The organism is Nocardia sp. NPDC005745 (assembly GCF_040630775.1).
GTDB lineage: Bacteria > Actinomycetota > Actinomycetes > Mycobacteriales > Mycobacteriaceae > Nocardia.
On sequence record NZ_JBEXYF010000004.1, the window covers coordinates 124,854 to 139,520 of the forward strand.

17 protein-coding genes are annotated in these 14,667 nt (G+C 67.4%); 5 read left to right on the top strand and 12 right to left on the bottom strand.

The features are described from left to right. Positions 1 to 149: 149 nt before the first annotated feature. Together ABZ420_RS06290 and ABZ420_RS06295 are read left to right on the top strand one after the other, a co-directional pair. Complete coding sequence (locus ABZ420_RS06290) at positions 150 to 596, top strand: nuclear transport factor 2 family protein (protein WP_357117667.1); 447 nt, start codon at positions 150 to 152, stop codon at positions 594 to 596. Between the two features lie 2 nt (positions 597 to 598). Next, positions 599 to 1,075: a DUF3237 domain-containing protein gene (locus ABZ420_RS06295; protein ID WP_357117670.1), complete on the top strand. Its 477-nt coding sequence runs from the start codon at positions 599 to 601 to the stop codon at positions 1,073 to 1,075. Between the two features lie 16 nt (positions 1,076 to 1,091). On the opposite strand, the gene ABZ420_RS06300 is transcribed toward ABZ420_RS06295, so the two are convergent. Genes ABZ420_RS06300 through ABZ420_RS06335 form a run of 8 tightly spaced genes read right to left on the bottom strand, consistent with a single transcriptional unit; the run spans position 1,092 to position 8,833 of the window. Continuing rightward, positions 1,092 to 1,904, bottom strand: coding sequence for a carbohydrate ABC transporter permease (locus ABZ420_RS06300; protein WP_357117673.1), 813 nt, complete (start codon positions 1,902 to 1,904; stop codon positions 1,092 to 1,094). Continuing rightward, positions 1,894 to 2,838, bottom strand: coding sequence for a sugar ABC transporter permease (locus ABZ420_RS06305; RefSeq protein WP_357117675.1), 945 nt, complete (start codon positions 2,836 to 2,838; stop codon positions 1,894 to 1,896). The genes ABZ420_RS06300 and ABZ420_RS06305 overlap by 11 nt, the downstream gene beginning before the upstream one ends. A gap of 4 nt (positions 2,839 to 2,842) precedes the next feature. Beyond that, positions 2,843 to 3,700 carry a metallophosphoesterase gene (locus ABZ420_RS06310; RefSeq protein ID WP_357117678.1) on the bottom strand — a complete coding sequence of 286 codons (858 nt, stop codon included), beginning with the start codon at positions 3,698 to 3,700 and terminating at the stop codon, positions 2,843 to 2,845. Further along, positions 3,697 to 5,070: an ABC transporter substrate-binding protein gene (locus ABZ420_RS06315; RefSeq protein ID WP_357117680.1), complete on the bottom strand. Its 1,374-nt coding sequence runs from the start codon at positions 5,068 to 5,070 to the stop codon at positions 3,697 to 3,699. The genes ABZ420_RS06310 and ABZ420_RS06315 overlap by 4 nt, the downstream gene beginning before the upstream one ends. Positions 5,071 to 5,103: 33 nt before the next feature. After that, the gene (locus ABZ420_RS06320) at positions 5,104 to 6,237 is read right to left on the bottom strand and encodes an ABC transporter ATP-binding protein (RefSeq protein WP_357117681.1); all 1,134 of its coding nucleotides are present in this window, start codon (positions 6,235 to 6,237) and stop codon (positions 5,104 to 5,106) included. A gap of 10 nt (positions 6,238 to 6,247) precedes the next feature. Further along, the gene (locus ABZ420_RS06325) at positions 6,248 to 7,141 is read right to left on the bottom strand and encodes an alpha/beta fold hydrolase (protein ID WP_357117683.1); all 894 of its coding nucleotides are present in this window, start codon (positions 7,139 to 7,141) and stop codon (positions 6,248 to 6,250) included. Further along, a complete protein-coding gene (locus tag ABZ420_RS06330) occupies positions 7,138 to 7,662 on the bottom strand; it encodes a YiiD C-terminal domain-containing protein (protein ID WP_357117685.1) in 525 nt (174 codons plus the stop codon). The genes ABZ420_RS06325 and ABZ420_RS06330 overlap by 4 nt, the downstream gene beginning before the upstream one ends. 10 nt (positions 7,663 to 7,672) lie before the next feature. After that, positions 7,673 to 8,833, bottom strand: a complete 1,161-nt coding sequence (locus ABZ420_RS06335) for an acyl-CoA dehydrogenase family protein (protein WP_357117688.1) — start codon at positions 8,831 to 8,833, stop codon at positions 7,673 to 7,675. A gap of 146 nt (positions 8,834 to 8,979) precedes the next feature. Between ABZ420_RS06335 and ABZ420_RS06340 the strand changes: the two genes are divergently transcribed. Next, complete coding sequence (locus tag ABZ420_RS06340; protein ID WP_357117691.1) at positions 8,980 to 9,912, top strand: PDR/VanB family oxidoreductase; 933 nt, start codon at positions 8,980 to 8,982, stop codon at positions 9,910 to 9,912. 82 nt (positions 9,913 to 9,994) lie between these two features. Then, positions 9,995 to 10,690, top strand: coding sequence for a hypothetical protein (locus ABZ420_RS06345; RefSeq protein ID WP_357117694.1), 696 nt, complete (start codon positions 9,995 to 9,997; stop codon positions 10,688 to 10,690). Positions 10,691 to 10,838: 148 nt separating this feature from the next. Here the strand turns inward: ABZ420_RS06345 and ABZ420_RS06350 are convergent, their stop codons facing one another. The 4 genes from ABZ420_RS06350 to ABZ420_RS06365 all read right to left on the bottom strand — a co-directional run bounded on the left by ABZ420_RS06350 (position 10,839) and on the right by ABZ420_RS06365 (position 13,193). Beyond that, positions 10,839 to 11,219, bottom strand: coding sequence for a hypothetical protein (locus ABZ420_RS06350; protein ID WP_357117697.1), 381 nt, complete (start codon positions 11,217 to 11,219; stop codon positions 10,839 to 10,841). Positions 11,220 to 11,516: 297 nt separating this feature from the next. After that, positions 11,517 to 12,047: a CYTH domain-containing protein gene (locus tag ABZ420_RS06355; protein WP_357117700.1), complete on the bottom strand. Its 531-nt coding sequence runs from the start codon at positions 12,045 to 12,047 to the stop codon at positions 11,517 to 11,519. Positions 12,048 to 12,285: 238 nt separating this feature from the next. Beyond that, positions 12,286 to 12,600 (bottom strand): hypothetical protein, encoded by a 315-nt coding sequence (locus ABZ420_RS06360; RefSeq protein ID WP_357117703.1) that lies wholly within the window; start codon positions 12,598 to 12,600, stop codon positions 12,286 to 12,288. A gap of 104 nt (positions 12,601 to 12,704) precedes the next feature. Beyond that, positions 12,705 to 13,193: a DNA-directed RNA polymerase subunit beta gene (locus ABZ420_RS06365; RefSeq protein ID WP_357117705.1), complete on the bottom strand. Its 489-nt coding sequence runs from the start codon at positions 13,191 to 13,193 to the stop codon at positions 12,705 to 12,707. Positions 13,194 to 13,401: 208 nt separating this feature from the next. On the opposite strand from ABZ420_RS06365, the gene ABZ420_RS06370 reads away from it, so the two are divergent. Next, the gene (locus ABZ420_RS06370) at positions 13,402 to 14,652 is read left to right on the top strand and encodes a helix-turn-helix transcriptional regulator (RefSeq protein ID WP_357117708.1); all 1,251 of its coding nucleotides are present in this window, start codon (positions 13,402 to 13,404) and stop codon (positions 14,650 to 14,652) included. Positions 14,653 to 14,667 lie beyond the last annotated feature (15 nt).

Genomic DNA, 14,667 nt, shown 5'->3' on the forward strand with positions numbered 1-14,667 from the left:
GGACGCGGTGACGGCCCGCGTCCGATGGCGGCGCACCCTCGTCCCACTCGGGATCGGTAGTGCACGAGGCGCGCAGGACCGCTTCCGGCGAGGGGACCATTCTCGGCCGGGTGCTCGACAATAAATACGTCCGACCGTATAGTCATCCTGTGGACAGTGGTTGGATGATGGACCTGGCGACGGAACTCGCCGTGGTCAAGAGCAGGCAGGACGTGCCTGCGGCGTTGCGGCTCATGCACGCTGGGATGGTCTTGGAAGCACCGGCGTTCGGGACGGTGGCCCGCGGATCGGAGGCGAACGAACTCGCGCTGCGGGCCTTCTTCGCGTCGTTTCCGGACTATGACGTCGAGCTGGACGGGCACGCGGCCGAGGCGGAGACGCTGATCTGCTGGGGTACGGCGCGGATGACCCTGACCGGCAACCGGTTCGGGGTCGAGCCGAACGGCAGGCGGGCCGAGCTGCCGGTCTTCCTCCGCTTCGCGTTCGCGGACGGGCTGATCGCGGGGGAGTACTTCCACCTCGATCTGTCGGAGCTGTGCGCCCAATCGGGCGTGTCCACCGACACGGTCCGGCGGAAGCTGTTCGGAGGGAATTGATCATGGACGCACGGTTCAAGGATATCGCCGGGATCGAGACCGCGCGGTTGTTCGACATCGTGGTGGATTTGGCGCCGCCGCTGAAGATCGGAAAGGGCCGGGTGCTGTTCGGCGCGACCGGTGGGTCGTTCGAAGGGCCGAAGCTGCGCGGCGTGGTGGTGCCGGGCGGCGGAGACTGGGCGGTGTTCCGGCAGGACGGGAGCATGATGCTCGATGTGCGGCTCACCTTGCGGACCGACGACGACGCCCTGGTGCAGTTGACCTACGGCGGGCGGTGGACCATACCGGAGGAAGTGCGCGATCGGATGGGCGATCCGGCCGCGCGCCATCTCGTCGATCCCGAGACCTACTACTTCCGCACGACGCCGGTGTTCGAAACCGGTGCGCGGAACTACCTGTGGCTCAACGACATCGTCTGCGTCGGATCGGGATATCCGGTCGAGGGCGGCATCGCCTACCGCGTCTTCGAGGTCCTCTGACCGCGAGACCCGCCGTCTACTTCAACCCCGACCGCACGAACGCGTTGACGATGTGCCGTTGCAGCAGTAGGTACATCAGCAGCACCGGGAGGCAGGCGAGGCTGGCCACCGCCATCATCGGGCCCCACTGGTCGCCCTCGGTGCCCATGAAACTGCGCAGGCCCAACTGCAGCACGCTGTTGGACCGGCGCAGCACCACCGCGGGCCAGAAGTACTCGTTCCACGCGTTGATGAACAGCAGAATCCCCAACGCCGCCAAGGCGGGGCGCAGATTCGGCACCACCACGGTCCACAGGATGGACCAGGAGGACCGGCCGTCGATCTTCGCCGCCGCCACCAGCTCCTTCGGGAAGCTCGCCATGTGCTGGCGCAGTAGTAGCACCGCCAGCGCCGAGCACAGCGTCGGCAGCACCACGCCGATCAGGGAATTGATCAGCCCGAGCTCGGTCAGCAGCACGTAGTTGGGCAGCATCGTCACCTGGAACGGCACCAGCCAGGTGCCGACGAACGCCAGGTACAGCAGCTTCTGGAACGGGAAGGTGTACATCGCGAACGCGTACGAGGCCAGCAGCGCGATCAGCAGCTGCCCGGCCGCCGAGAGCGCGGCGACGAAGAACGTGTTGCCGATCAGGCTCACCACGTCGACCTTGCCGGCCGCGTCGGCATAGTTGGCGAACGAGATCGGCCAAGGAATCGGCGACAGCGAGGTGACGTCCTCGGGCCGCCGCAGCGACGTGGCGAACAGCCAGTAGATCGGGAAAGCGCACAGCACGGCGGTCACGGCCAGCAGCAGATGACTGCCCGCACCGCGCAATCGATCAATCATCATGGAAGGAAACCTTTTCCGAAATCCACACCAGAATGCCCGCGATCACGCCGAAGCCGGCGAACAGCAGCACACCGGCGGCGGCGCTGAGCCCCGCGTCGAAGCTGTGGAACGCGTAGTCCCACAGCAGGTAGTAGATATTGGTGGTCGCCTGTGCCGGACCGCCCTGCGTCATCGAGTCGATGAGCGGGAAAGTCAGTGTGGGACTGAGCAACACCGTGGTCAGCACCAGGAACAACAGCGTAGGTGACAGCAGCGGCAGGGTGATCCACCGGCGGATCTGCCGGGGGCTCGCGCCGTCCACCCGGGCGGCTTCGTCGTAGTCACCGCTGATGCCCGCCAGTCCGGCCCAGATCACCAGCACGGCGAAGCCGAGCAACTGCCATCCGGTGATCACGATGATCACCCCGTGCGCGGTGTCCACGTCGTAGACCCAGTTGCGGTCCGAGCCGAGGACCTGATCGACGAAGCCGCTACCCGGGTGCAGCAGCCAGCGCCACACCGCCGCCGCCGCGACGGGCGCGACGAGGAAAGGCACGAAGACGAAAGCGTGGTAGACGGTTCGCGCCCGGCCGTGCACCCGCCGACTGGCCAGCGCGATCAGCAGCGGAAGCACCACGGTGAACGGCAGCATGCCCGCGATCAACACCCCGGTGCGGCCCAACGAGTCCCAGAACGCCGGGAGATCCAGCAGCCGTTCGTAGTTGCCGGTGCCCACCGGCCGCATCGGGGAGGTCGGCAGCAGGTTCCACGAATACGTGGACAGCTCCACCGCCTGGACCAGCGGGCGGTAGATCCACACGACGAGCAGCACCAGCGCGGGCGCCAGATACAAGTACGGCACGGCGAACCGCCCCGCCCGGCGGAACCGGGCGGGGCGATGCGTCGAGGTGACCGTCTCGGTCTGTTCCGCGAGCGGGGTTTCGACGACGAACATCGAGTTACCCGGCCTCCGCGGCCAGCGCGGCGAGTTGATCGAGCACGTCCTGCTCGGGCCGGTCGTAGAGGGTCTCGGCGGGTGTCGCCTCGATCGCGGTGGCGACCATCGTCGTGCCGAGCAGATCGATGCGGCTGTAGCCGAATCCGATCAGCCCCCGATGACGTCCGGCCGGTGCGATCGTATCGATCCGGTAGGCCAGCGCCGGACCGATCCAGACCGGGATGCCCGCCAGCGCCGCCGCGCCGGTCAGATGGTTGTGCCCGCAGATGATCAGCCGCACATCCGAATCGGCCAGCACCTCGGCCAGCAGCTCCGGCCGTTCCAGCCGCAGATATTCGGTGGCCGCGACCGGCGACGGGATCGGCGGGTGGTGCAGCACCAGCAGCGTGCCGCGCGGCGCCGGTTCGCGCAGTTGCTCGGCCAGCCAGTCCAGCTGGCGCTCCTCGAGCCGTCCGTCGTGCCGTCGCGGCGTCGTGCTGTCCAGCGCGATCACCCGCAGGCCCGCCACGTCGACCACTTGGTCGTGCGTAGTGTCGCCATCGACCGCGGCGGGATCGGCGCCGAGTAGTTCGGTGGCGAAGGCGCTGCGCTCATCATGGTTGCCCATGACGTACACCGTCTTCGCGCCGAGTTCTTCGGCCACCGGTTCGACCGCGCCGCGCAGCCGCCGGTAGGCCTCGGGCGACCCGGTGTCGGTCAGGTCGCCCGAGAGCACCAGCGCGTCGATGCGCTGCCGCGAAGCCCGCAGCTGCTGCAGTGCGTGGGTGAGGTTGGCGTAGGTGTCCACCATCCCGTGCACCCATTCCCCGGCGGGCCGGATGTGGGTGTCGGTGAGCTGGACGATCGTCACCTCGCTCATGACGCGGGCAGGAGTTCGGCGCCCTGGTCGCGGGCGGCGGTGAGGGTGGACTGCGGCTCCTTGCCCTGGAACACGATCGCCTCGACCGCGTCCATCATGCCGTCGCGGATCTGCAGATAATTCGTGCCGGGCATGGAGATCCACGGTTCCATGCTCGCCAGCTGGGCGACGTTCGGCGCCAGCAGCGGATTCTGCTTCGACCAGGCCTGCAACCCTTCCGGATCGTCCATCAGGCCGGTGCGCAGCGGCAGGTAGCCGATGCCCTGCGAGATCTTCGTGTAGGCGGATTCGCTGGTGAGGAACTTGATCAGCTCCCACGCGGCGCGCTGCTTGGCCGGGTCGTTGGACAGGATGTGCAGCGAAGCGCCGGAATTCGTCGGCACGGTCGGCTTGCCCGCGAAGCTCGGCATCGGCGCCGAGCGCAGATCCCACTTGTCCTTGGCGCCGGTGACGAAGGTGCCCTGGATCGCGCTGGTCTCCAGGATCATGCCGATCTCACCGCGGGCGAAGGCCTCGTAGCCCTGTTTCTGGTTGAGTTTCGGCATGCCGCCGGAGTTGACCAGCTGCTGGCTCATCGACGCGACCTCGACGGCGGGAGCGTCGGCGAAGGTGAGCTTCGCGCGGTCCTCGGAGATCACCCGGCCGCCGTTGGAGCGCACCATCGACTGGAAGCACCAGTCCTTGGCGGTCTTGGTCAGGCAGTCGATGTAGACCCCGCCCTTACCGGTCTTCCCGGTGATCGCCGTCGCGGCCTCGGCGACCTGCTGCCAGGTGGCCGGCGGGTGCGCGGGATCCAGACCCGCCTCGGCGAACAGCGAGGCGTTGTAATACAGCACCGGTGTGGAGAACACGAACGGCACTCCGTAGGTGTGGCCGTCCCAGTCGGCCAGCGTCCGTGCCTTCGGTGCGAAAGGATGCTTCGCGCCGTCGAAGTTGCGCTGCACGTCCTGCTTGCCGACCAGCGTGTCCAGCGGCTTGGCGCCGAGCTGGTGGATCGTGTAATCCAGGTCGCTGAAACCGAGCTGGGCGACGTCCGGCGGCGAACCGGCGACCATCTGGTTCTGGATGCTGGAAATGGTGTCCGTGGCCGGGTTCGGGCTGTTGCCCTGCGGCTTCTGCGCGGTCACCGTGATGTTCGGGAACTTCGCGCGGAAGTCGGCGATCAAGGAATTGAAGGTGTCGGTCCAGGCGCCGGCCAGTCCATAGTTGTAGGACTCGAACACGATGGAAACCTGCTGATCCGGCTTCAGTTCGGGGATCTGGGCGCTATCGGCGTTCGAGTCGGTGGTGGTGCTCCCGAGTCCGCCGCAGGCGCTGAGCGCGACGGTGGTTGCGAACACCAGGCCCAGAATGGGCGCGGTGCGTTTCACGGTGTTCTCCTCATCGAGTAGGGGTGTTCGGGTTCAGGCGACGGCCACGGGTTCGCCCGCGCTGTCGATGGGGGCGTCCTGCGGGGTCTCCCGCCAGGCCAAGCGCAACCCGGAGGTGGCATGGAAGAGGTGGATGTGCGCCGGGTCGGCCCGCAGCGCGATGTTGTCGTCGACCGCGACGCCCGCGGGCCGCGGCGCTCGGGCGCACAGGATGCGATCGCCGGTGGAGAAGTGGATCAGTTCCTCGCTGCCGAGGTTCTCCACCATCGTGACCCGGCCGCGAATGTCGGCGCCGGTCGGATCCAGGCGCAGCTGCTCCGGTCGGATGCCGGCGACCACCTCCACGTCGTCGCCGATATCGGCGGAGTCGATGGCCAATTCGGTATCGATGCCGTCGGCCACCACGCGCAGCGACCCGTCCCGCGCGGTGACGACGCCGGGAAACAGGTTCATCGGCGGTGCGCCGAGGAATCCGGCGACGAAAGTCGACCGGGGATGGTCGTAGAGCTCGGTCGGCGTGCCCACCTGCTCCACCCGGCCCTCGTTGAGCAGCGCGATCCGGTCGGCCATGGTCATCGCCTCGACCTGATCGTGGGTCACGTACAGGAACGTCGCGCCCAGCCGCTGATGCAGCCCGATCAGTTCGGCGCGTGTCGCGCTGCGCAGCTTCGCGTCCAGGTTCGACAGCGGTTCGTCCATCAGGAACGCCCCGGGGTCACGCACCATGGCGCGCGCCAAGGCGACGCGCTGCCGCTGTCCGCCCGACAGCGCGGACGGCCTGCGGCGCAGCAGTTCGGTCAGGCCGAGTACCCCGGCGACTTCCGAGACCCGCTCGGTGATCTTCGCCCGCGGCGTGCGCCGGGCGCGCAGCGGGAACCCGATGTTCGCGGCGACCGTCAGGTGCGGGTAGAGCGCATAGCTCTGGAAAACCATGGCCAAGTCGCGTCGCTGCGGCGCGTCGTGGGTGATGTCGTCGTCGTCCAGCATGATTCGTCCGTCGGAGGGGTCCTCCAGGCCGGCGATCATGCGCAGGAGCGTGGATTTGCCGCAGCCGCTCGGGCCGAGCAGCACCATGAATTCGCCGTCGGCGATGTCGAGGCTCACCTCGCGCACCGCGTGGGCGGCGCCGAATCGCTTCGACACCGCTTCGATTCGCAGTCGTGCCACCGTTTGCCCCTCAGCCCGGCAGCTCGCCCGCGACGATCCAGGTCGCCACCCTGGCCGCGATCGCGGGTGAGTCCTTCAGCCACAGGAAGTGGTCGCGATGCGCTACCGGCGCGTCCTCGTCGATGTGCCACCGGGTCACCCGGGCGTTCGGCATCCGGGAGACCAGGAAGTCGACGTTGGACTTCGGGCCGAGCACGTCGTCGGACAGCGAGATCGCCAGCACCGGAGCGGTCAGCTTCCGCAGCAGGGTGTTGTACCGGCGCTTGCTGCCCTTCGGCCGGTAGTAGCTGGTCAGCGAGTGCATCGACCAGTCACGCATGACACCGCCCGGCATCGGGGCGGGGATGAGCACACCGCCGGGCCAGTGGCCCTTCCAGCGGGAGACCAGACCGATCCACTGGATCTGGCTCAGCGCCTCCCACCAGCGGCGGGCGCCGAAGGCCCACCAGAACACGGTGCCGGTGCCGATGACGGTGACACCCGCGATCCGCTCCGGTTCGGCCGCGGCGAACAGCAGTGCGAGCTGCCCACCCAGGCTGTGCCCGAACAGATGGATCGGCGCCTCGGGGAATCGGGCGCGCACCGCCGCGACGAGGGCCGGCAGGTCCGTCTCGATCATCTCGCGGTAGCCGAAGTCGCGGTGTGAACCCAGCTCGGGCTTGGCTTCACCGTGCGCCCGAAGATCGGTGGTCGCGACCGAAAGTCCCTGCGAATGAAGTTCTTTCACGAGCGGCAAATAGTTCTTGGCCTTCATCGCCATCGCGGGAAGGATGAGCACGACGGGTGCGCCCGGCTTCCTCGACGCCAGGAATCGGACGGTGAAGCCGACACCGTCGTCGGTCTCGACCGTGGTCGATTCCAGGGCGGTGAACGCCGAACGGTTCTGGGGTGCGGTGGTGGTCATCGGTCGTCCTCCGCGATGGTGATGTCGCAGACGTAGTCGAAGGTGAACTTCGCGACGACGACATCGCCGTCGTCGAGCAACGTGGCCTTGCCGGACAGCTCGAAGCGTTGCGAAGCCGTCGCGGCGAGCACGTCGGCGAGTTCGCGCTGGTCGACGGTCGCGACGGCGCGGATCCGGCCGATGGCGGGTTTGCGATAGGACGCGCTGCCGCCACGCAGCACCAGTCGCTCGACAGTGCGCAGGCGGGTGGCCGCCGCACCGACGAACGCGGCGGCTCCGCCGATGTCGGCGGCGGTGAACAGCGCGCCTGCGTGCACGGTGCCCATGTGGTTGCCGACCGCGCCGACGGCGGGAATCTCGACGACGGCGCGTTCCGGCTTGATCTCGGTGATCAGCGTGCCGACGTGGCGGCCGAACGGGACCATCTCCTGGGATACGCCCCGCAGGTACTCGTAATCGACGGCATCGCAGTCGAGTTCGGGGTAGGCCGCCGCGAAGCCGGCGATCTCACGCGTGGTCATGATGTCTCCTTCAGCGTTTCGTGCGCAGAGCGCGGCGGGCGATGGACCAGCGCAGGACTTCCGAAGGGCCCTCGTAGATCCGGAAAGCCCTGGCTTCGACCAGGAATCGAGCGACCAGGTGGTCCTCGCAGACCCCTAGCCCGCCGTGCAACTGGACCGCGCGGTCGAGCACCCGCCAGACCGCCTCGGACACGAACGTCTTGGCGATCGACGCGTCGTGCCGCGCCTGGGAGGAGGTCGGGCCGTGCTCGTCGATGGTCTCGGCGGCCGTGCGGATCACCCCGCGCGCGGCGGCGATGTCGATCTCGTTGTCGGCGACGAGCCCCTGGGCCATGCCGTGCTCGGCGATCGGGACGCCGAACGACATGCGCGTACCGATGTGCTCGATGGTCAGCTGATGCGCCCGCACCGCCAGTCCGAGCCAGTTCATGCAGAACACCAACCGCGAGGGCGCCAGCCGCACCTGCGCGAGCGCCAGACCCTGGCCGACCTGGCCCAGCACCGCGGCATCGGGCACCTCGCAGTGATCGAACGTGACCTCGCAGTGGCCGCCCGGCGCGCTGGTGTGGTCGAGCGTCGGCATGCGGCGGCCCACTCGCATGCCGGGGTTGTCCTGGTCGACCAGGAACATCGTCGGGCCGTCGCCGGTGCGCGCCACGCAGATGGTGAACGCCGCGCCCTGCGCCCCCGTGGTGAAATGCTTGGCGCCGTTGATGATCCAGCCGGAATCGGTCTCCTCGGCGAGGGTCCGCAGCATCCCCGGATCGGAGCCGGCGCCGGGGGCCGGTTCGGTCATCGCGATCGCGGAACGGACGTCGCCCGCGGCCAGTGGCGCGAGGTAGCGCTGCTTCTGCTCCTCGTTCGCGACGTGTGCGAGCAGATGGATGTTGCCGTCGTCCGGCGCCCACGCGTTCACCGCGATCGGGCCGAGCAGGCTGGCGCCCGCGGCTTCGAGCACCCGCGCCTGGGCTCGGGTGTCCAGGCCGAGGCCGCCGTATCGCGGATCCGACAGCGGGCCGAAGACGCCGGCCTCCTTGGCCTTCTTCTGCAGCTCGAGCCGCAGCGCGTCGTCCATCACCCGCCCGTCCACGACGACCTCGCGTTCCACCGGAACGACATGGTCTCGAATGAACTGGGTGGTCTTGTCCACCAATTGCGCCACCGTGGTCATGGCGTCAGTCTCGGGGCGGTGCGTGTCCGCAGGAGGGGGCGATAGTCAACGTCGATTGTGCGAATCGACTGCCCATTCGTTCGCTGCGGGGGCGGCGTATCTCGGCGACGGTGATCGCGGAAACGTTGCCGGGCGAGGGGACGGATATGACTGACAGAGCGGTGCGAGTCCGGCGCCGCCGCGACGAGGCCGCCGGCGTGTTCTCGCTGGAGCTGGCTGCGGTCGACGGCGGCGAATTGCCGTCGTGGACACCGGGAGCCCACATCGATGTGGCGGTGGGCGCGGCGGGCGTGCGGCAGTACTCGCTGTGCGGCGACCCGGCCGACCGGGGGCGCTGGCGGGTGGCGGTGCTGCACGAACCGGACGGGCGCGGTGGCTCGTCCTATCTGCACCGCGCCGCGCAACCCGGCTCGGTGCTTCGAGTGTCCTTGCCGCGCAACAACTTCGAACTCGTCCGCAGCGACAGGTACGTCTTCCTGGCTGGTGGGATCGGAATCACGCCGATTCTGCCCATGGTGGCCGCCGCGGAAGCCGCGGGTGCGCGCTGGTCACTGTATTACGGCGGCCGCACGAAGGGGCACATGGCGTTCGCCGACGCCATCGCCGAGCGTTACCCGCAGGCGAATCTGCTTCCGCAGGACGAGCACGGTTTGCTGCCGTTGCGCGAGATCTTCGCCGACCTCGACGGCACCCCCGTGTACTGCTGCGGACCGGAGCCGCTGCTGGCCGCCGCGGAGGATGAGGGCGCGCGAAGCGGAGTACCGGTGCACGTGGAGCGTTTCGTGCCGCGGCAGCTGCGGTTCGCCCCGAACCAGCCGTTCGAGGTGCGCTTGGCGGCAAGTGGCAAAACCTTCCGGATCGGGGCGAACCAATCGATCGCCGACGTCCTGGAATCCGCCGGAATCGGCATCGTCACCTCGTGCCGCGAAGGCACCTGCGGCAGCTGCGAGACCGCGGTCCTGTCCGGCGACATCGAGCACCGGGACGAACTGCTCACCGACGAGGAGCGGGCGCGGGGCGAGACGATGATGCTGTGCGTCTCGCGGGCCAGGTCCGGCCCGCTCGTCCTCGACCTCTGACCTGCCCGCCGCGCTCGCGGCAGGCGTGCGGCGCGCCCGGCGCGGCCGCTTCCCTGAGAAAACCGAGAGGAAAGAACCAAGGATGAGGAAAATCGTTGCGGTGGCCGCGGGGCTGGTCGCCGCAGTCGGGATCGCTTCCGGCTCGGCCGGCGCGCAGCCCGACAGCGACGACGCCGTCGACTTCACCGCCTATGCCACCGATACCCAGTCCATCGTCACGACCGATGCCGGCTCGATGGTCGTCGAAGACGGCGTCTTCAAGGTCGAGGCCGCCAACGGCACCGTGCTCACCGGCATGCCGCTGAGGTTCCGCGTCGATGACTTCGAGTTCCCGATCGCGGCCGACATCGCCGGTCGCACCGCGACGCTGACTCCGCAGTTCGACATGGCGCACGCGGTCTACAAACCGGTCGCTCTGCCGTTCGAGGACAAGGCGCCGTGGAAGACCGAGTACGACCGTGAGCAGGCCGCTTGGTCCCGCATGACCAGCACCATCACCATGGGTGCCACCATCGGAACCCTGGTCGGCGGCATCGGCGGCGGCGCTGTCGGTTGCGTGCTCGGCGGCATCGCGGGCGCCACCGTCGCCTCGGCCGCGATCGTCGGCCTGTTCGGGGCGTTCATCCCGGCGGCGGCCATCGGCTGCCTGGGCGGCATCATCGCGATCGGCGCCCTGGGTACCGTCGCGGGCCAGATCCTGGTCACCGCTCCGGTCGCCATCGGCGCCGCCATCCAGTACTTCACCACTATCAACCAGCCTCCTGTCCAGGCGAAGTAGATAGCGGCGAAGAACCCGACGTCTCGTTCGTTGGGGGACACCCGACCCCGTCCGGCTGCACGCCGGGCGGGGTCTTCTCTGTTCGAGGACGGACGGTCGGCGCGCGGGCCGAGCCGGTTGTCGTGGCGGCGGGCGTACGTCGCCGGGGTCAGCGCTGCCAGTTGGTGTCAGGGCCGGGCTGTTGCTGCCAGTGGGCGTCGGGCGCGCCGATCGCGGGCTGCTGAGGGTTGGGAGCGGGCTGTTGGGGCCACTGCGCGGCAGGCTGCTGGTACTGGGCAGGGCCCATGGTCTCGGCGTTGGCGCGGGCGAGAAGATCGGGGACCTGCGGGCCCGCGACCGGTGAGGATGCGCCGCACCAAGTGCATTCCAGGGAGTGCTTGGTGCTGAGCGGGAAGAGTGGGATGAAGAAGAGCGTGAACTTGGTGACGAGTTTGCGCAGCGCGTGTGCGGCGGGATTGCCGCAGCGGCCGCAGACCAAGGTGATCATGGCGAGCGTGTGGATACGCTTCTGCCAGCCCCAGATGAGCATGTGAAACCCCCAAAAGTAGAGAATCCGATGTCGGTCACAGTAGTGGATCGACCAGGCGACGGCGTCAGTTAACGGATGGCGATCCCTTCGGCCGCCACAAGTGGCCTAAAACCCTGCGATGACATCCCGGGCGCAGTACCCAGCCGCATTGCTTTCCAGTTGCTGGACAGCGTCTTCGGCCTAGGACGCCACCTGCGTTGTGTCCTCGGATGACCGGGGTCGTTCGAGCACAGAGAGCGAATCTCGTGTCTTGCTGTGTGCGGGCATCAGGGGAAATCCGGCTCTGTCAGGTGCGGATCAGAACCGTAGTTCGCGGACGGTGTCGAGGTCGATACCGTGCCGAGCGTAGATTTTGATCGTGTTCTCGCCGGTGAGATCGGCTTCGGCATAACCGAGCAGCTCGGCGATCCGGATCACGTCTTCCTCCGTCGCGGCTTCGATCTCCAGATACGGAGGAATCCCCGGCCAGGTGTCGATGTCGAGTTGCGCGCCGTCGAGTACGAAACTGATCCGCTTCGTTTCCTGGTAGGACTTCGCGGTGAAGCCCAACAGCTCGAGCAGTGCGTTGGCGCCGCCGAAGTCGTCGACGCCCACCTCGACTTCGTGGGTGCCGTCGATAGCGTCGCTGGTGATCTGCTTGACGGCGAGAGTAACCCCATTCCCGTTGTCACGCAGCCTGATCCACTTCGACCGATCGCCCGGAGTGATGTCGTAGACGTAGCGGCGCATGAATCGCTCGCCGAGCTTGCGGCCACCCTTGTCCACGATCAGTCGTTCGACAGCACCGGGGTCGATATCGAGAATCTTGGCTTCGTGCTCGATGGGCACTGCTGGCTCCTGTTCGGGTTGGACGGGCGAATTCGTTTGAGCGTGCCCGGTCACGGTTGCACATAAAGGCGCTCGTTCGGCAGGTGCGGGTATGCGCACGTGTCGTACAAGTCGATGGTCACATCGTCTGCTGTCGAGGACATGAACGCCGATATTTGAGGGTTGTTCGGTGTGGGAGCCGATGACCTCACCGGCGGAGCAACGGTAGGAACGCGACGTGCGGGGGCCGTCGGGTTGTCTACGCGCCGCCCATGTGCTGGCCGATGATCGCGGGTATCAGCAGGTCGAGGAGGGTGATCTCGTCGGCGGTGGGGATATTCTCGATGATCGGATCGAGTACCGCGGCTGCGTACAGTCGCCCGGTGTGTGGTGCGGCGGCGGTGCGGGCGCTGGTGATCAGAACGTAGATCACCTTCGCTATCACCTGCGCCCGGGCCGCTCCGGTCATCCCGTCGGGTACGGCCTCCGCAGTGGTGGTCACCAGTGTGTCGATCACCTCGGTGAGGACGTCGAGTTCGGCGGCGGCGCGCTCGGCGTCCTGGTCACCGGTCATCGCGAGGCCTGCGGCGTTCGATCCGATGTGGGGACAACGCTCGAGGCGAGGGTGGAAGAGCGGTGCCCTCGCAGCCGAGCGGGAGGACAGAGGCTGTGCTGAGTTCAGGCATACGTCATCACCCGCCGACGCTGCCGCACGTGCTGTGCAGCGCAACCCCGTACCGCTTCGATGACGATTCGCCCAGGTGGGCGGTAGTCGTCATGGGGTGGTCGCACCCATGCCCGGAACAAGCCGGGACGCTGACCTGGGCCAGGCAAGGCGATAACGCCGGCGCGCAGGATGGACACGTTCAACCGCGACATCTCCGCGAACAATCTGATGTCCTCCGGCAGATCGGGTCCGGTCAGGAACGTCCAGCGCTGCGACCGAGGATGCGTCAGTACCGGCCCGGCCGGGTAACCTGCCTGCTGCATCCATGCCTTGACTTCCGAACCGATGAATGCGGGCATCATCAACCCGCAGACAGGGCCTGCTCGCAGTGTGATGCGTCCCAGGTGTGGCGGCTCTACTTCGGCGGGCAGATCACACACCTGGCGGTAGAAGTGGCACACCGCCAACGGGGTGTCTCCGAACTGTTTCGGTGAATCCACAAGCGTCTCCCCTCGCTCGAACGATTGGTGTGCACCCGACGCCGAGGCCGAACCGTCGGCTGCGCATCGGGCAGTCGGCAAGGCCGGGGTTGAGAACCGGCGACTCCCGGCGTCGGGGCTGAATCAAGCGTCACGCACGGCGATGTGCCTTGGCAGTGGCACAAGGGAGTGGCATTGTGCACTGGATCACTCGCTGGTTATCTGGAGAATGCGGGCAGGGGTGGCATCAGTAGCGGCAGATGAAGGCGCGGGTGTTGTCGACCTTCCGCGCGTTGTCGAACCGGGAGATGATCGCCGTATGGGTGTGGGCGAGTTGATCCGTGAGCTTCGAAAAGCGCGCGGATGGTCGCAGGGGCGATTGGCGGACGAGCTGGCGGCTCATTCGGGGGCGAGTATCTCTCGGGAATACATCTCGAGGCGTTGGGAGAACGGAGACACGGTGCCCAGCCGGTTTTGGCTACGCCATCTATCGGCGGTACTGGATGTGCCTCTGGCTGTTTTCGAGGACGATGGCATGCACAGACGGAAGTTTTTGGCTCAGATAGCCGCGACCAGCATCGCGCCGGTAGTGGCATCCGATCTGTTGGCGGCGGGGTTCTCGGCGCGGCTGAATCATGCCGGGCCGAGCGTCGAGGAGTGGCAGGCGAAGCTCGGCGCGTACGGCACCGACTACATGTCACTGGGTGCGGTGGATATCCAGCGGCGCCTGGCGATCGACTTGGCGATTCTGCAACAGCAATTGGACAGTCCGCAGATGTGGGCAGCGGCGGCTCGGCTCATGACGCTGTATGCGAAGACATTTCCGGGTTCCGACGGCACCAAGGCGGTCACCTGGTATCGCATGGCGGCCGAGGCTGCGGATCGTTCCGAGGATGAACAGACCCGCATCTGGGTGCGAGGAAGGGCGGCCATCGCGCTGGGCTACGAAGGTGCGGCGCTGCGAGTCGCGGACCTCTTCGCCGACCAGGCGTTGGCGCTGTCGGACAAACCGAGCTTGGGGCGTCTCAACGCGATCATGGGCAAGGCGCACGCGGCCGTGCTGCGCGGCGACCACGAGACAGGCCGTGCGCTCGTGGAAGAGGGCCGCAGAGTGTTCGACAAGTCCGGCTCCTACGAGCAGACCTCCGACTACGCGGTCCCGTGGTGGCGCATGAACGTGTTCCTCTCCCTACTGGCGGCACGTCTCGGAGACGAGAGGTCGGCGGTCGCCTCGCAAGAGCAGGCACGAAGGGAACTTCCCGCCGAGTTGCCTCGCTTCACAACGCATTTGGAGATGCACCGCGGCCTGATGCTGGTCCGAGCGGGCGATCGAGCTGAAGGGATCAGGGCGGCGCGAAACGCGATGGATGCGCTACCGCCGGAGAAGCATTCACTCACGCTGCGGATGCTGATGGATGAGATCGCCGGATCCAACGATGGCACAGCTGGTGTGGCCCGAGTCGACTCGAGTCGTTCGTGAGCAGGTCCATGGCGT